16 protein-coding genes are annotated in these 15,891 nt (G+C 61.5%); 9 read left to right on the top strand and 7 right to left on the bottom strand.

Going from position 1 to position 15,891, the window contains the following annotated elements:
• Positions 1-3 precede the first annotated feature (3 nt).
• Genes QLH51_RS12615 through QLH51_RS12600 form a run of 4 tightly spaced genes read right to left on the bottom strand, consistent with a single transcriptional unit; the run spans position 4 to position 2,060 of the window.
• A complete protein-coding gene (locus QLH51_RS12615; RefSeq protein WP_283514571.1) occupies positions 4-819 on the bottom strand; it encodes a type-F conjugative transfer system secretin TraK in 816 nt (271 codons plus the stop codon).
• On the bottom strand, positions 816-1,388 hold the full coding sequence (locus QLH51_RS12610) for a type IV conjugative transfer system protein TraE (RefSeq protein ID WP_283514570.1): 573 nt from the start codon (positions 1,386-1,388) through the stop codon (positions 816-818). Before QLH51_RS12610 ends, QLH51_RS12615 begins: the two co-directional genes overlap by 4 nt.
• Position 1,389: 1 nt before the next feature.
• The gene (gene traL, locus QLH51_RS12605; protein ID WP_283514569.1) at positions 1,390-1,680 is read right to left on the bottom strand and encodes a type IV conjugative transfer system protein TraL; all 291 of its coding nucleotides are present in this window, start codon (positions 1,678-1,680) and stop codon (positions 1,390-1,392) included.
• Positions 1,681-1,739: 59 nt separating this feature from the next.
• The gene (locus QLH51_RS12600; RefSeq protein ID WP_283514568.1) at positions 1,740-2,060 is read right to left on the bottom strand and encodes a TrbC/VirB2 family protein; all 321 of its coding nucleotides are present in this window, start codon (positions 2,058-2,060) and stop codon (positions 1,740-1,742) included.
• 465 nt (positions 2,061-2,525) lie between these two features.
• On the opposite strand from QLH51_RS12600, the gene QLH51_RS12595 reads away from it, so the two are divergent.
• From QLH51_RS12595 to QLH51_RS12580, 4 genes are all read left to right on the top strand, one after another.
• The gene (locus QLH51_RS12595) at positions 2,526-2,882 is read left to right on the top strand and encodes a hypothetical protein (RefSeq protein WP_283514567.1); all 357 of its coding nucleotides are present in this window, start codon (positions 2,526-2,528) and stop codon (positions 2,880-2,882) included.
• Positions 2,883-3,056: 174 nt separating this feature from the next.
• Positions 3,057-3,488: a hypothetical protein gene (locus tag QLH51_RS12590; RefSeq protein WP_283514566.1), complete on the top strand. Its 432-nt coding sequence runs from the start codon at positions 3,057-3,059 to the stop codon at positions 3,486-3,488.
• Positions 3,489-4,014: 526 nt separating this feature from the next.
• Positions 4,015-5,367: a plasmid replication protein RepC gene (gene repC / locus QLH51_RS12585; protein ID WP_283514565.1), complete on the top strand. Its 1,353-nt coding sequence runs from the start codon at positions 4,015-4,017 to the stop codon at positions 5,365-5,367.
• Between the two features lie 184 nt (positions 5,368-5,551).
• Complete coding sequence (locus tag QLH51_RS12580) at positions 5,552-6,427, top strand: replication initiator protein A (protein ID WP_283514564.1); 876 nt, start codon at positions 5,552-5,554, stop codon at positions 6,425-6,427.
• On the opposite strand, the gene QLH51_RS12575 is transcribed toward QLH51_RS12580, so the two are convergent.
• The gene (locus QLH51_RS12575; protein WP_283514563.1) at positions 6,424-6,957 is read right to left on the bottom strand and encodes a lytic transglycosylase domain-containing protein; all 534 of its coding nucleotides are present in this window, start codon (positions 6,955-6,957) and stop codon (positions 6,424-6,426) included. The two genes, QLH51_RS12580 and QLH51_RS12575, sit on opposite strands and share 4 nt — an antisense overlap.
• Before the next feature lie 488 nt (positions 6,958-7,445).
• Between QLH51_RS12575 and QLH51_RS12570 the strand changes: the two genes are divergently transcribed.
• Positions 7,446-8,738 carry a hypothetical protein gene (locus tag QLH51_RS12570; protein WP_283514562.1) on the top strand — a complete coding sequence of 431 codons (1,293 nt, stop codon included), beginning with the start codon at positions 7,446-7,448 and terminating at the stop codon, positions 8,736-8,738.
• 4 nt (positions 8,739-8,742) lie between these two features.
• On the opposite strand, the gene QLH51_RS12565 is transcribed toward QLH51_RS12570, so the two are convergent.
• Positions 8,743-9,012 carry a hypothetical protein gene (locus QLH51_RS12565; protein WP_283514561.1) on the bottom strand — a complete coding sequence of 90 codons (270 nt, stop codon included), beginning with the start codon at positions 9,010-9,012 and terminating at the stop codon, positions 8,743-8,745.
• A gap of 227 nt (positions 9,013-9,239) precedes the next feature.
• Here QLH51_RS12565 and QLH51_RS12560 point away from each other — a divergent pair, with 227 nt between their 5' ends.
• From QLH51_RS12560 to QLH51_RS12545, 4 genes are all read left to right on the top strand, one after another.
• Complete coding sequence (locus tag QLH51_RS12560) at positions 9,240-9,464, top strand: hypothetical protein (RefSeq protein ID WP_283514560.1); 225 nt, start codon at positions 9,240-9,242, stop codon at positions 9,462-9,464.
• A gap of 11 nt (positions 9,465-9,475) precedes the next feature.
• Positions 9,476-10,333, top strand: a complete 858-nt coding sequence (locus QLH51_RS12555) for a DUF7146 domain-containing protein (RefSeq protein WP_283514559.1) — start codon at positions 9,476-9,478, stop codon at positions 10,331-10,333.
• A 36-nt stretch (positions 10,334-10,369) separates the two neighbouring features.
• Positions 10,370-14,587: a strawberry notch-like NTP hydrolase domain-containing protein gene (locus tag QLH51_RS12550; RefSeq protein ID WP_283514558.1), complete on the top strand. Its 4,218-nt coding sequence runs from the start codon at positions 10,370-10,372 to the stop codon at positions 14,585-14,587.
• Positions 14,588-14,704: 117 nt separating this feature from the next.
• Positions 14,705-15,358 carry a hypothetical protein gene (locus tag QLH51_RS12545; RefSeq protein WP_283514557.1) on the top strand — a complete coding sequence of 218 codons (654 nt, stop codon included), beginning with the start codon at positions 14,705-14,707 and terminating at the stop codon, positions 15,356-15,358.
• A gap of 25 nt (positions 15,359-15,383) precedes the next feature.
• On the opposite strand, the gene QLH51_RS12540 is transcribed toward QLH51_RS12545, so the two are convergent.
• Positions 15,384-15,891: MucR family transcriptional regulator (locus QLH51_RS12540; protein ID WP_283514556.1), on the bottom strand; the 508-nt coding region annotated here is incomplete at its 5' end.

Genomic DNA, 15,891 nt, shown 5'->3' with positions numbered 1-15,891 from the left:
GGCTTAGTTTCCGTTCCGCGAGACGAGGTAGGCGGTCGTGACCCGGCCCGGCGCGAGCTTGGGTTCCGCGATCGAAACCGCGAGCGCGCTCGCGGGCGCGACGGTCGCCTCGGTGAGGGTGGTTTCGGCGGTCCCCTTGTTCTCGATCCGCAAGACGCGGCCGGTCATGGCGTCGCCGCGATACTCTGCGATCATCTGCACCTTGAGGTTGCCCACATAGACGGGCTTCAGCGACCGCTGACGCATCTCGAAGCCGTCGACCGACTTGTTCGCGTACATCGCCTGCACCAACGAGACTGCGGCCTCCTCCGGTGAGGAGGTTTGCGCGACCTTGGTCGTACCGGCTTCCAGCGCATCGGCCTTCGCGATCGCAGGGTTCGACACGAAAACCTGCACCGCTTGGTCGCCGCTGATCCGGCACTGGAATTTGTAGACGTAGCCCCGCTTGGACGTGCCGAAGAACGACAGGACCTGGCGACCAAAGCCTTCAGGGACCGACAGGTAGATGTCGCCGCGGACCGGCTCGTTGACGACGCTGAAGTCGTCGGATGGGTTGCCGGTGTTGATCTTGGACACGCCCGCGAACTCATCACCGACGAGGCTGATACGGGTGAGGTCCTTGGCCGACGCATTGCAGGACACCTGTGCGCCGTCAGCGGCGACCAACGTCTGATCGCCGGCCGCGAAGGCTGGCGCTGCGAAGACGAAGACCGCGACCGCAATGAGGGCGACCCCGAGCAACCGGCTAAGCCAGCAGAAGGTGCGGGTGGAGAGGGCGGTGCCAATCGCGGCGCTGCCAAATGCGTAGATTACGTTCACATCATGGCTCCCGGTCGGGCCTTGGGCTGAACCATGCTGAAGCCGACCAGCTTCAGCGTCATGCCGGCGTATTCCCAGTCGTAGACAAAGGTCCTCTGCTCGGAGGAGACGATCTTCTGGCCAATGACAGTGTTGAGCTTGCCGGTGACGGTCGATTGCAATGCCTTGGGGTCGATCTCCATGCCTTCCAGCGTGAAATACTGGGACATGCTCGATCCGCGTTGCTCATCGACGATCTTGAGAAGGTCCGCCTTAATCTTGCCCTGCGACTTCGGTGACACGATCGCGAGAACCGACTTCATCCAATAGTCGAGGCTCGACGGCGTGCGGTTGAGCGTCAGCACTGCGGTATCGCGGGTGATGAGCTCGAGATATTCGCGGGACACGCCGGTCGTAGACAGTGTGACGGGTGAACCCAGTACCGGCTGCAAAACGATCTCGCGGCTTCGTGTCGCCGACATCAACAGGAGGAGCGCCACAATACCGGCGAGAACGAGAGCTGCGATCCCGAGGAGATTGCGCTGGCGGAGGACACGCTGCGATTGCGCGTGCTGGTAGGAAAAATCCATGTCAGCCCACCATCAGTCGGAGATAGGAAGGTGGCGTTGCCCTGAGCGAGGGGAACCCGCCCGGCAGATGCCAATAAGCAAGATGGATAAGCCAAGAAGTTGCCCGTCCCGCTTTGGCCCTCCTAAGGGCCCACCAGCCCAGGACGGCTAAGCCGATCCCGATGACGATGTGTTGGGACAGGATCCCCCACACAAATGGAATGACCATCGCCAGGAACTCGTCCAGCGTCCAAAACCCGATCAGCTCGGGGTCATCCAAATGGGAGGGGATCACATACTTGTCGGCTGACATCACGCCACCTTCAAAAGCGGTGCCGGCGAAGCTGCTATCAACGCCGGCACCAAGTCGGGTCAGATGGTGGCCGTGACGGTCGAGGTGACGATCGGGATACCGGTGCCGGCACCGACGCCGACACCGACCGGGATCGCGACCTGGCCGAGCGAGAAGCGGCCCGAAGCCAGACCGACGACACCGCCGGCCAGCGACAGAACGGTGATGATCTTGCCGCCCGAACCCTCGAGGAAGCCGGTGAAGGCGTTGAGCGCCGTATTGAAGGTGGCGTCCGCACCGGCGAATGCCGGCGAGGCGAACACGGCCGCTGCCGCTGCAACGCCGATCGCCGCAAGGGCGGTCGTCTCGGCGCGACGGCCGATCTTGAGCATGGTCTTCATGTTGGAGTCTCCGTTCGATCGAGCGCTGTTCAGCGCGCCCAAGAGGAGACTGGCCCTGTCGAATCTTGGCCGGCAATCGCGATCCGGCGGAACAATGCCGCAGGTAAGGCTTTTTTAACTTTCGTGTGCGATTCGGTATTTTGACGATCACCTTGCCCCATTCTGAGAGGCACCTGCCCCAGAAATTGGGGCAGCTGCCCCTAAAACTGGGGCAGCCTGCCACGAAAATTGTGGCAGCCGATTTGGTCGCCCGGACGTACCTGATTTAGCCATCGTCTTGCAGGATGCAGACCGCCCTAAAAACGGGTACATATGCAGGCGTAACAATCCGGTTGGTGCGGAAATCAAAGGTCTAAGATAGTGACGGCTGATAAGGTGTATAACATTTCCGTATCACACCACTATTTCCGGTTAACAACCGAGAGTATCCGCCTGACCTCGAACAAGCACTGCTCCTATTATTCGTTGAGCGACGTTATCAACGAACGAGCCGATCGCGCGAACGACTTAATCGATAGCTACGACTCAGAGGATATGCGCCAGCATCTCCGCATCATTCCCTCGGATGGTGAGGTTGGTATTGAATTTACAATTTTGACGACAAATGCTGCCTCGATCGAGACCGCTGCGTTGGCATTGGGGGAGGCTTTAGGGCAGACCATCCTCTTCAAAGACGCAATATCGCTTATGATGTTTGACCTTATTGTTGAACGCAATGCTACTGAGGTTTTAACGAAGCTCGGACTTACAGCTTCGGAAGCCGACGCTTATCGCGTTTCGCTAAAGAAGAAGCATTCGAACGTCATACCGATACGCCCCTGAAACGGATTAGCATTGAATCTAGATCAGCTTTAGGGTTGCTTTTCCCTGAAGGGTCCGACTACCGAGGTCTTACCAGCCGGGAGAATGGCAGTGGGACTACCAAGACGAAGTTTGGCCGGGGGGCCGTCGCGACCGCAGCCAGGGTTCGAGCTTGAAGATTATATCCTTGCCCGGATGGACCTGCAGGGATTGAGTGTTCGTGACCTTGCTCCGATAGCGGGCTTGAACCGCAGCCGACTGCACCGCGGGCTACATCGCGAAGCCGATAAGCGCATTCCTCTCAGGATGCCGGAAACCACGGCAATTCTTCACGCGCTGGGGATCGATCCGATTGAGGCTCTGATTGCAAAGGACGTTTTTGATACGACCCAAGGGGTCGACTTCGATGACGTGCTGAAGGTCATCGCCATGGTCTGTGGGATGGTTAAAGGTCTCTCGGAGGAGATTGTCACCGTCGTGAGGCATGTCGACGGTCTCGCGTTCGACGATGTCAGACCCGAACATGGCGAAGCGGCCAGAGGCCTCATCGTGAAGGCTGTCACAGTAGAATATACGAAGTTGGTACGCCGCCGGTCGCTCCGCGGGGACGGTTTCGGCGACGACTGAGTCTCCGGACGAGACCTTGCGGCCGCTCCCAACTGGCATAGTTGCGCTGGCGGGCGGCCCATAATCCGAGACAGGGTAACTGATAGCACGCGCGGGACGCTGCTCGAAAGAGTGGGGTGTCGCGCCGCGCCGCCCCTCTCGTGCTATCAGTTACTCTGTCTGTCGACGCTGCGTTTGCGCGGATCGCGGACATACGGAAACTGATAGCACGAGAATTTGCGCCGTAAGGAAACCGAAAGCACGAACCAGCGCCCGCGACTCCGAACGCCGCTGCTGCTTAGGTAGCCGGCGTCACCTGATCCGGAATCACGGGAGGCGATCTCAAGGTCATCTGGCCTCGAGAAACCTAATCGAGGGAATGCCGTGCGGAAGAGAAACACCCGGCGATAGGTTGGGGTTTTCCAAACTTCGGAAGTGCCACGTAACAACCGCGGCATAACCGGATTACGAAGATGCAGTAGAAATGCGTGCGTAGCATGCCAAGGACTTCTGCGTCCGCACGGAAATCCAAAAGGGGATTCTCCGAATGACTCTTCGTACTTGGGCTCCAGGGGCGGGCCACCGGCGAGTAGACGAACGTAGTGTGTCGACGGGGCGGCTCGCTGACAGTTTTTCGGGGCTCCCTGCGACGGTCAATCATCGGCAGGTTCTGACGGCCTTTAAGCGGGCCGCCCCATATATCGGCGTACCGCCTCGCCTTGTTCATGCGCTCGATACACTGATGAGCTGGTCGAGGGAGGTGGATTGGACCGAGGGCCAGCGCCCGATCGTCTTTCCGTCTAACGAAAAGCTTAGTCAGAAGCTCGGCGTTGGTATTCGGCAGCTTCAGAAGCTTTTGACGAGTGCCACGCGATGGGGACTTATTGCTCACCGTGACAGCGCCAACGGGAAACGTATTGGAGCCAGGGGCAAGGACGGCCGCCTTATCTATGCTTACGGTGTCGACCTCAGCCCTCTTGGCGTGCGGTACGAAGAGTTTGTTCGGATCGCCGATGAGGGCAGGGCCGCGGACCTACGTATCGACGTCCTGCGCAAGCGCCTCACCGCTGCCCGTCGTCGCATCCGCAGCCTCGCGCAACTGGTGATCGATGAGACGATTGAAGGCGTAGATGCAACCGGGATCCTTGAAGTCGCGCTGCTGGCGACCGAGCAGATGCGCAAGGTCAGGGATGAAGGGCTACTTCGCGCCTGCGCGGTTGAGCTTGAAAGCCATGCAGCAGCGCTCGGCGAACAGATTAAGGCGGCTTCGGAGGCCATAACTGATGCATCGGAATCGATAAATGGTTCACCCTCGGGCGTCATAAACGACACGCACTATACAACTACAAAACAACCTCCCATTGCTAAAGCAACTTACAGTAGAGGCTTGGCGGGAAGGGGTAGTGATTGCGGATATGACGTCCGCAACAACGAGCCCCAGAGCGTCGTCGAGGCCGACCTTGCCCATCACGGTGTTGGTCCGAGCTTCATTGCGGCGGTGGCTCCGGAGTTTATCTCCCGGCCCCAGGACGAAATGACTTGGGGAACCGTCATTGGTGATGCTGAGAGGATCCTCGCTCAGGCGGCGATCCCAGCACATGTCTGGCGTGAAGCGTGCCGCCTGATGGGCCAGAAAGGTGCGGCAGCGTCGGTCTTTGCAACGGCTCACAAACATGTTCGAGGAGATGTTGATCGCCCTGGGGCTTACCTTCGCGGCATGAACAGGAGCGCTGCCTCAGGGCAACTGCATCTCGGCAAGACGTTTCATGGCCTGAAGGATCATGCCAAACGACACCCGGTGCGCTCGCTATCGAGCAGCTCCGACTCTCGATCTGTTGGCCAGCTTTTGGCGACAGCGCTGAGGTCAGCAGCTGGCCGAAGCGTACCGACGTTGCTGTGACTGACGATGCGGTAACCGAAAGCACGAGCCCCCAAGCTATTCCTTTCGCGTACTCCGAAGGGTCCCGTCGTTAACAAGCGATCAAACCGCAAAAGCTCGTGCTTTCAGTTACCCTGTCGTTGATCGGGGATGATTCGAGGGGAGGGAATGGTAAGAAGGGTGCGTTTGGTAAAGGGGAGCGACGATGGCGAGATCACCTGCCGTAGCGCGGCAGATTTCTCTGTTCGATATGGACAGCCCGCTTCACGGGAAGGTGCGCGGCGAGCGGAGCATCATGGATTATCCGTTCTTCGTCCTATCGAAGAACGCGCACCTGGAGCCGATCGAGTACAAGCATGACCAGGTAACCATTCAGATCCGGCCGAGTGCGACTGGTGTTGCGACGATGTGGGACAAAGAGATTCTTCTGTATGTCGCCTCGCTCGTCGCCCAAGCGATAGCTGATGGCCAAGTCGCGGACGAAGACGTCACGTTTTCCGCCCACGATTTTTTCCGCATAACGGGAGTAGAGCGGCCATCGGTACGGGATTACCGACGGTTTGGCGAGGCGTTGGAGCGTCTCCAAGGCACACAGATAAAAACGAACATAGAGACGGGCGCAAAGATTGATCGAGGCTGGTTCTCGTGGCTATCGGAAGCGCAGGTTGAGTACGAGAAGAAGGCGAACGGCGACGAAGTGTTACGGTACGTGCGGGTTCGCCCATGCAATTGGCTTTATCGGGCAATCAAACGCGACCAAAGAATCTATCATTATCATCATGACTACTTTCGCCTAGGCGCAATTGAGCGGCGGCTATACGAGATAGCGCATTGTTATTGCGAAGCTGGCCCAATCGACATTGCTTTGGAAGACCTTCATCATAAAATCGGTTCGATGGGTCCGATCAAGAGGCTTAAACAGCTTCTTAAAAGTATCGAAGTGGAGAATCGACTTCCTGAGTACGATGTGAGCTTGGTCGAGATTGTATCCGGCGAAAGTACCGACTCCATTGGTCGCCGCCGTAAATCTGTCAGCACCTCGGTTCGGATGAAGCCCAAGCAAAAGTCGCTCGTTGCCTAGAAGCGCTGCAGCGCCGCGGCCCTCCTAAAGCCAACGGACCTATCATAGATCGACGATGGCGTCCCGGCGGGTGCCGTCAGTCTGGACCAGTTGCTGATGATGTTTGACACGTAGGCTTGCGTCTCTGTGATTCGTGGAACCATGCCACCGCGAACCCTCCCTGGGCCGGCATTATAGGCCGCCAGCGCAAGGTGAACTTGTCCGAAGCGATCAAGCTGCTGCCGAAGGTAGCGTGCGCCACCCCGAAGATTTTCCAACGGATCGTAACGGTTGACCCCAAGGCCGACCGCGGTGCCCGGCATCAATTGCGCTAAGCCGTAGGCATTGGCTCTGGAAGTTGCGATCGGATTGTATCCGCTCTCTCGCATAATGACGGCATCGAAGAGGCCGGTCGGGATTCCCTGCTCGCACGCGATCGCGCTCATCATGCCGTAATAGGCCGCGCGACGGGCTTCAGCACTCCGCGCAAGAAGGCCAGAGGGCTGATAGGAAAGTGGCGTGCATCCGGCGCGAAACGTGATTGGCGACATCATTCCGGCGTTACCGCGGAGCCAGGCTGGCACCGGAATAGAGGATGTCATCGGTACGACCCCCATTACGCCGCTACCAGCCTGAGTGTCTCCTACTGGAGGGATCACCTCCGCGAGCATCTCCTGTTGCATACGGAACTGAACATACCGGCGACTGAGATCATGGACTTCGAACCCCAGCGGCAGGGGTGCAGCGATGGGCGATTGTTCTTGCCCGCTTGTTGCCGGCGATGAGTGAGCATCGTCGACAGCGTGGCTTCCTGTCATCGAAATGAGCTGCACCTTACGAACGCCTACCCGTTTGGGAGCGGCGACGGCGTGAGACCCGGTTATGAGACTTGCGCATAGGCAAACAAAAGCGACTGGATAACGCACGGAAAACTCCCGTCAGACTTGATAGCTGAGAGCAGACGCCGTGCTATTTGCCCTTGTCAAGACCACCGGACCTGCCGAAACTGGCCCAAGCCACCCGCCAAGGTCCCTCAAACATGTGGTTGATCCACCGCGATACGGACGGAAACAGCCGGGATCGGATCCCGCTGCCGGCGCCGCTGCGCGAGGCGCTGGTGCGTTGGTATGTAGGCGAGGGCACTCTGCGCGACGAGCAGGCCGGGGTGACGCTTGTCCAGAACGCCCGCGTCGGACAGCGCTGGATCGCATGCGATTGTTTGGGTGCCGACAAGGCTCCCCCGATCCTCACTCCAGCATATCTCTCAGAAGCCGAGACCTATTATCTGCGTCGGCTGACCAGCACCAAACGACCAGAGCATCGTTCCGACTGCCCATTCTTCCGTGACCAGGCGACGAACAGGATCACGGAGGTTCGATCGCATAACACCCCGACCGACCCCCCATCGGGTTTCTTCGAGGTTCTGCGGCCGGCGCCGGAGAAGCTGTCTCAGCGACCAGAGGACGACAGCCTTGATGATCGCACGCGCAACGCCTCAACGCCCCGGCTTGCGCGGTTGTTGTGGCGGCTGCTGCACAACGCGGGTTGTAACGAGATCGCCCCGCTCGGTCTCGGCTACGAATGGTCGATCAAGGAGGAGTTCGCAGCGCTCGGCCGCGCGGCCGGGAAGATCGAGATTGCCCCCGGTATGGAGCTTGCACGCGCGTTCTGGACCCATCCACGCCCACTGGAGGCCGGTGCCGTCTACGGCACGCTCCGGGCATTGGCGCCCAAATGGCCGAAGACGCATGCCCCTCAGGGGTTCATCGCGCTCTATGCGCAGGCGATCAAGGGGAACGAGATCCATGTGCCAAGCGGCGAAACAGTCACGATCGCCACCCGCGTCCAGTCGCCCTCGATCCGCGGCAACCGCATCACTGGCCCCTACATCGTCCTGATCGTGGCAGGTGAATATCCAGAGGCGCATGGGTTCGCACCGCTCCGAGCTTACGCACAGCCGATTTACAACGGGCGGATGTTCGTCCCCGTCGAGTCCGATTTCGAGCGGAAGACGCTGAAGGCATTGCTGGCCGCACAGCGCGCACTCCACGCCGACGGCGTCGACATGGCGATCGGAAAACCGCTGTTCGACACCATGACACCGCACGGACCCTGCCGACCCGACTTCGTCCTGGAGGCCAGGTCGCGGGTAACGGGGGAAATGAAGACGCTGGTGGTGGAGGCGATGGGTTTAGATAACGCGGAGTATGACGCGGCCAAGGCGAGGACTCACCCCCGGATGAGAACTCTTGGCGATCTGGTGACCCTCGATCCTGCCGAAGTCGCGCAGGATCGCGCGGTTCGGAAGGTCCTTCGAACGCTGGACATCTGACCAATCAGGCCCAGGTCATCGTCGCGGCGAAATAACCCACTATAAAAAGCGTAACAGGTGAAGAAAGCAAATATAGCTTCTGCCAACGCCACCACGCCTTCGGAAGAAATAGAACCGCCCCACGGACGGTGCGGACATCTTGCCACGCCTTGTCCTGCCATAAGCCGTGCAAGGTTACGCCTACCGACAGGGCCATGGCGATTGCACAGCACATCGCTGCCGCCAGATAGATGGCGATCCAGTTGGCAATCTCGATTTGCGAAAACTGGTTCATCGACACCTCAAGTTAAGGAGCGCAGCTGAAAACAAGCGCAGAATGATTCTAGTTCCCAGCAGCTGTAACATGACCGGTTTAGCAGTCTGTAAACGGCCATTAGGTCCGCCGGTGTGCCGGCATTGGAGCGGAGAGGGAGGGTGAGAGAAGGGTCGTGAAAAGCGGCCTCAACCCTTCAATTCCAGGGTGAGCCGGTAAAGGCCGCCCTCAGTCCGAGGCCTGTAGCCATGAACAAGTTCGTCCTCTTCATCCGGGATCACGGGTCAGCCGATGTGCTGGACTTCCATCCCGACCAGGCGTCCGCCCAACGCGCGCTGGAGGCTTACGTCAGCGAGAAGACCGGACAGCCGGTCCCGTCCGACCCCGACGCGGCAGAGCAGGTCATCGCCCGATACTTCGACCGCGACAAGAGCTTCTTCGCGATCGCCGGCGTCCCTGCCGGATCGTACTGAGGGGATGAGATATGGCTATCACCATAAACCGGCCGTCTCAGCAAATGGTCGATCTGGTCGGTGCCCTCGGTGGCACTTGGCAAGGCTATATGGCAAAATGCCGGTGCCCGGCGCATGCGGATAAGACGCCGAGCTTGTCGATACGGCAAGGAGACCGAGGGCTGCTCGTGACGTGCTTTGCCGGCTGCACGGCTGAGGACATCCTGCGCGAACTCGCCCGCATACCGCTCGGCCGTCACTACGAACCGCCAGCCCCCGCGCCGGCCACGGGCACTGCCAATATCGATCGCCTGTGGAATGAGGCGGGCGCTGTGTCCGGCAACCTCGCGGAGCGCTACCTTGGATCGAGGTGGCTGCTACCGGTGCCGACCGACGTGCGGTTCCATCCGCGCTGTCCGCTCGGACCCAAACCGACGACCGTCTTCAAACCGGCGCTGCTGGTTGGGGTTCGTGAAGCCCAGCGTCTGGTCGCCTTTCAACGGATTTTCCTTAAACCCGACGGCGGATATTCCGAAAAGGCGACGCTCGGTATTCTCGGTGGCGGGGCGTGGCGTGGCGGCGGCCTTGGCCCGACCATCGGCATCGCCGAAGGCTTCGAAAGCGCGCGAGCCTGGTCGCGGATCCACGGTTTGCCGTGCTGGTCATCGTTCGGCTCACGCAGGCTCGATCTTCTGACGATCCCGTCGTCGGTCACGAGGCTTATCCTAGCCGCCGATCGAGATATTGCCGGGCGGAGGGCCGTGGCGCGCAGCATCGAGCGATACACCGCTGATACGCGCACGGTCGTACCGGACTATCCGCCTGCGCCCTTCAAGGATTGGGCCGAGGTGCTCGAGGCGAAAGAGAGAGGAGGGGGAGGAAGGCGGTGAGCTGTCGAATTGGCAGCAAAGCCCAAGGAACCTGCCATGTTCGACCTTCTCGATCTACCGCCCGTCAACGATCGCGCCGCAGCGGAAGAAATCGCCGCCCTGCTTGCAGCCGGTACGCCGATCGCGCGCCGCGACCTCAATCAGGCGATGACCGCAGCGTTCGGAGGCTCGGACGCTGACGGCCGCTGGACGCAGCGCGACAGCTTCGAGATGCTCGAACATGCGATTGCCCTCCACCTCGCGACGCGACCGCACGAACTCGCCACCCTTACCGACATCCATGCGGCGTCTGCGATCATGCAGCTGCTGCCGACCCAGACGGTACGGAGCGAGGAGCAGATCAACCTCCAGCAATTTTCGACGCCAGTCGACATCGCCGCGATCGCGGTGCTGATGGCGGCGATCGGCGCTGACGACATCGTCCTCGAGCCCAGCGCCGGCAACGGCCTGCTGATCGTCCAGGCCCCGCCGTGCGCCGGCCTGCAGCTGAACGAGATCGATGCGAAGCGCCGCGAACGGCTCGCCGGCATATTCCCGCACGCCGTCGTCACCGGACATGATGGCGCAGGGCTGGTCAGCCTCCACGGGCGGCTACCGAAGCCCACTGTCGTGGTCATGAACCCTCCCTTCTCGCGCAGCGTCGGCCGCGGTGAAGACGACCTCGCCGCCCTCCGGCATCTGCAGGCAGCGATCCGGCGTGTAGCGAAGGGCGGCAGGATCGTAGCCGTCATGCCCGATTGGTTCGCGCCCAGTGCCCGCCTGAAGGCGGCCTATGAGGCGGTGCTGACTGGCTGCACGGTCCGGACCTCGCTCCGCCTCGAACATTGCTACCGGAAGCATGGCACCGACATCGCGGTCCGGCTCTACGTGATCGACAAGGTTCCGGGCGGAACGTCGCACGTCGTCATCCAGCGTAGCTCGATCGCGGCGTTCCTTGACGCCGTTACGGTGCCACCGCGTGCCGAGCTGGTGGGTGAAACCACGATAGCGATCCCGCCGGCACCGAAGCCCAGCCTGTTCGGTGCCGCGCGCCAGGCGAAGGCGACGGTTGCGCGGACGTTCCATGCGCCGGTCCGCAACAATGTGCTGCCGGTCGGCTACAGGACGCTGTCCACACCCGCGCCGCTCGCCGATCAGGTAGGCTGCTATCTGCCCTACCGGCCGAGCCGGATCGTCTTCGACACCGCCGGCGACCATCCAACCGCGCTGGTCGAGTCCGTCGCAATGGGCTCGATCCCCGCGCCGATCCCGAGCCATGTCGCGCATTTGCCCGAGCGCACCGTCACCGAGCGACTGCTGTCATCGTCGCAGCTCGAAACGGTGGTCTATGCCGGCCATGCCTGGAGCCAGATGCTGCCCGGCACATTCAAGCCCGCCGAGAACGGCGTTGGCCTCACATTCGACGAGGCGGGCAGCCGCTACCGCAAGGGCTTCTTCCTTGGCGACGGCACCGGCGCGGGGAAAGGTCGGCAGGTCGCGGCTTGTATTCTCGACAACTGGCTGGCTGGCCGTCGCCGGCATATCTGGGTGTCGAAGAACGAGCCATTGCTCGAGGACGCGCGCCGCGACTGGACAGCGCTTGGCGGCATGACCGGCGATGTGCAGCCGGTGTCCAACTGGAAGATCGACGAGCCGATCAAGCTTAGTGAAGGCGTCCTGTTCGTCACCTATCCAACGCTACGGTCGATGCGCTCCGACAACAGCCGGCTGCAGCAGATCCTCGATTGGGCTGGCACCGACTTCGACGGCGTCATCGCATTCGACGAAGCGCACGAGATGGGCGGGGTCGCCGGTGGCGAAGGCGCGATGGGCAAGAAGGAGGGCTCGCAACAGGGTGTGTGCGGAGTGCTCCTCCAGAACCACCTCCCCGGCGCGCGCGTCCTATACGCCTCCGCGACCGGTGCGTCGGACGTCAACAATCTCGCCTATGCGGTGAGGCTTGGACTGTGGGGTCCGGAGACCGCCTTCGCCGATCGTGAGGCGTTCATCGCCGAGATCCGGAAGGGCGGCATCGCCGCGATGGAACTGGTCGCGCGCGACCTGAAGGCGCTGGGGCTCTACACCTCTCGCGCGCTCAGTTTCGCCGGCGTCGAATATGACGTGCTGCGCCATGCACTGACGCCGGCCCAGATCGAGATCTACGACACCTATGCGAACGCGTGGTCGGTCATCCACCAGAACATGGAAGCCGCTCTCGAACTGACAGGCGTCGTCGATGGGTTCAAGAACGAGACCCTGAACAGCGGGGCGAAGGCGTCCGCGCGGTCGCGACTGGAATCGACCAAGCAGCGCTTCTTTGGCCAGGTTCTGCTTTCCATGAAACTGCCGACCGTCATTGCCGCGGTGGAACAGCATCTGAAGGCGGACCAGTCCGTGGTGTTGCAACTGGTGACCACCGCCGAGGCCATCCTCGATCGCCGCCTCGCCCAGATGTCCGCCGCGGAGCGGGCGGATCCGGTCGTTGACCTGTCTCCCACGGAATATGTCGCGGACTATCTGATGCGCGCTTTCCCGACACGGCAGATGCAGGCCTTCACGGACGATACCGGCACCGCCCGCTCGCTGCCGATGAGCGACGTCGACGGAAATCCGGTCCACAATCCGGACGCGCTCGCGGCGCGCGATCAGCTGCTCGAAACGATCTGCGCACTCCCGCCGGTCCAGTCCGCGCTTGACGCGCTGATCGAGCATTTCGGCACCGATATGGTCGCCGAGGTGACCGGTCGCTCACGACGTCTGGTCCCGACATCGGACGGTCGCCAGAAGATCGAGACGCGTTCGGGTCGATCCTCTCAGGTTGAAGCCGCGGCGTTCATGGCCGGGACCAAGCGGGTGCTGGTCTTCTCCGATGCCGGCGGCACTGGCCGCTCCTATCACGCCAGCCTCGACGCCCAGAACCAGCAGCAGCGCGCGCACTTCCTGCTCGAACCGGGTTGGCGCGCCGATCGCGCGATCCAGGGGCTCGGGCGGACCCACCGCACCCATCAAGCCTCGACGCCGCTGTTCAGGCCGGTGACCACCGACTGCAAGGGCGAGCTGCGCTTCACCTCGACGATCGCGCGGCGTCTGGACAGCCTCGGCGCGCTGACACGCGGTCAGCGGCAGACCGGCGGGCAGAACCTCTTCGACCCGGCCGACAACCTCGAAAGCGAATATGCCAAGGACGCGCTCCTGACATGGTTCGCCCTGCTCGATGCCGGCAAGCTGACCAGCACCACGATGGATGACTTCTGCGCGCGGACCGGGCTGGAATTGCACGACAAGGACGGCGTCATGAAGGAGGAACTGCCACCCATCCAGCGCTGGCTCAACCGTCTGCTCGCGCTTCCGATCGGCATCCAGAACCTGATTTTCGACGAATTTCTCGGACTGGTCGAGGCACGCGTCGCCGCGGCGCGCGAGGCCGGCACCCTCGATGTTGGTGTCGAGACGATCACGGCGGACACCGCGACCGTCATCGAGGACACGCTGCTGCGCACCGATCCGCTGTCGGGCGCGACGTCGCATCTGCTCACGATCGAGATCACCCGGCGCCGCACGCCCATATCGCTTGAGCGAATCCTTGAGCTGGCCAAATGGCAGGACGACGTCGCTTTCGTGGTCAATGCGCGTTCGGGCAGGGTTGCGCTCCGGACGCGCGCCCGATCATGGATGGATGACGAGGGGGAGCCGATCGCACGGATCGAACTACAGCGTCCCTGCCGGCGTGAGTATATGCACGCGTCTGATCTGCTGGAAAGCGCATGGGACGTCGTCGACGAGGCGACCTTCGCCGCCAAGTGGAGCGACGAGGTCACGGAAGCGGCCGATCAGATCGATACCGAGACAATCCGTCTCGCGACCGGGCTGCTGCTGCCGATCTGGTCGGCACTCCCCTCGGATCATCTCGCGGTCAATCGCATAGCCGATGCCAATGGCAATTCCTGGCTCGGCCGTCTGGTCTTCGACAAGCATGTCGTCCAGCTGTTCACCAAGCTCGGGATCGCGAAGACCGACGACCTGCCGGTGGACGCGATCGCCAGCTCGGTCCTGTCTGGGCGTGCCGTTGAAGTGGCGCGGCCATTCCCGATGACCATCCGGCGCGCGATCGTGAACGGCAACCAGCGCGTGGAAATTATCGATGCACCTGTCTCGCAGCTGCCGTGGCTGAAATCGATCGGCTGCTTCACCGAAATCATCGCTTACCGGACGCGAGTTTTCGTACCCGCTGCCGAAGCGCAGGTGGTGTTGGACAAGCTTTTGAAGGCCGGGTGAGCGTTTTTTCGGCAAGAACGTAATACCGGCCGGCGATGGATGTGGTAAAGGCGCGATGGTCATACTATCCGCCAGCAGGTGGAGGTTAAGATGCGCTCTATCGTGACGCTTATAACTATGCTGTCGCTGATCTGCATAGCAAACATGGTTCTCGGCGCCTTCGTCGGTGACCCGGGCGATGCGACAATGCCTTGGGCGACGCAATTGGACACGACGGCGCGAGCGCTCGCCGACTTTAGCGGAACGGCGGTCAGGATCGTGCTCGTGCTCGCTTTGATGATCGGCGGTGTCATGTATGCGATGGGGATCGGCCTTGGCCGACGCGAAACTGAAGACGCGTCATTGCCCTACAAACCTGCCCGACCGGCGGAGCCTGCGGTGGTCCTTTCCGGGGAAGTCGTGGCCGTCCGCCAGCGCATCTCGACATCGATCATCAAGTTGCGAGCGATGCCGGCTGATAGTGTGCCGACGGAAACCCGGATCGATCTCAACGCTATCCGCAACGATCACCTGCCCGACCTCGAACGAGCCCATCGCGCCGCCCGGAGCGTGTATCCTGACAACGGACCTGAGTCCCGCGCGCTTGATAGCGATCTGACAGCATCGCTGAAGCTGATCGCGGCAAGGCTTGATGAGATGATCGAGGAATGTGGCCGGGAGGCGCGAAACGACTTCGCCACCCAGCGCCGCTTCATCGAGCTTAGACATCCATCGTCCGCCAACGATCCGCTGGCGCTGCCGCAAGTCAAAATGGTCGACGCCCGAGCCTGACCGGCCGCGTCGACCATCAGCGGCCTTATTCAGCGTTGGTCGGGGTCGCCACCTTCAACTTGCGACGCGGCTTCCCTGTGGCCGGCTCGGCCTTCGCCGCTGCGGACTCGGGCTTTGCAGCGTTCGACTGACCGGGCTTGCGACCGAGACCGATCTTCTTGGCCATCGCGCGACGGGCCTCACTGTAGCTCTCCGCGACCATCGGGTAATCCGGCTTGAGGCCGTAGCGCTCTCGGTACTGGTCCGGTGTCAGCCCGTTGGTCGACAGATGACGCCGCAGGGTCTTGTACGGCTTGCCGTCGATCATGCTGATGATGTGGTCCTTGCTCGCCAGCGACTTCCGAACCGACACTGCCGGCGTGTACTCTGTAGCGTCCAGCGCGACCGGGGTCTCCACCGCTGAGGCGCCAAGTGCAGCGACCGCGCTGTGCATCGATTGCAGGAACGACGGCACATCGTCGGCCGTGGTCCGCGTGTTGGGATTGCTCAACCAAGCGATGGTCAGCTCGGTCGCAAGTTCGACGGTGTTGGTT

Source organism: Sphingomonas sp. 2R-10, assembly GCF_030062225.1.
In the GTDB taxonomy this organism is placed as follows: Bacteria; Pseudomonadota; Alphaproteobacteria; order Sphingomonadales; family Sphingomonadaceae; genus Sphingomonas.
This window is presented reverse-complemented; position numbering and strand designations above follow the sequence as displayed.

Coding starts and splice junctions, on each gene's coding strand:
- QLH51_RS12610 (WP_283514570.1), bottom strand. CDS start 1,388: ATGGATTTTTCCTACCAGCACGCGCAATCGCAGCGTGTCCTCCGCCAG.
- traL (WP_283514569.1), bottom strand. CDS start 1,680: ATGTCAGCCGACAAGTATGTGATCCCCTCCCATTTGGATGACCCCGAG.
- QLH51_RS12600 (WP_283514568.1), bottom strand. CDS start 2,060: ATGAAGACCATGCTCAAGATCGGCCGTCGCGCCGAGACGACCGCCCTT.
- QLH51_RS12590 (WP_283514566.1), top strand. CDS start 3,057: ATGGACCTGCAGGGATTGAGTGTTCGTGACCTTGCTCCGATAGCGGGC.
- repC (WP_283514565.1), top strand. CDS start 4,015: ATGACTCTTCGTACTTGGGCTCCAGGGGCGGGCCACCGGCGAGTAGAC.
- QLH51_RS12580 (WP_283514564.1), top strand. CDS start 5,552: ATGGCGAGATCACCTGCCGTAGCGCGGCAGATTTCTCTGTTCGATATG.
- QLH51_RS12575 (WP_283514563.1), bottom strand. CDS start 6,957: ATGTCGCCAATCACGTTTCGCGCCGGATGCACGCCACTTTCCTATCAG.
- QLH51_RS12570 (WP_283514562.1), top strand. CDS start 7,446: ATGTGGTTGATCCACCGCGATACGGACGGAAACAGCCGGGATCGGATC.
- QLH51_RS12565 (WP_283514561.1), bottom strand. CDS start 9,012: ATGAACCAGTTTTCGCAAATCGAGATTGCCAACTGGATCGCCATCTAT.
- QLH51_RS12560 (WP_283514560.1), top strand. CDS start 9,240: ATGAACAAGTTCGTCCTCTTCATCCGGGATCACGGGTCAGCCGATGTG.
- QLH51_RS12555 (WP_283514559.1), top strand. CDS start 9,476: ATGGCTATCACCATAAACCGGCCGTCTCAGCAAATGGTCGATCTGGTC.
- QLH51_RS12550 (WP_283514558.1), top strand. CDS start 10,370: ATGTTCGACCTTCTCGATCTACCGCCCGTCAACGATCGCGCCGCAGCG.
- QLH51_RS12545 (WP_283514557.1), top strand. CDS start 14,705: ATGCTGTCGCTGATCTGCATAGCAAACATGGTTCTCGGCGCCTTCGTC.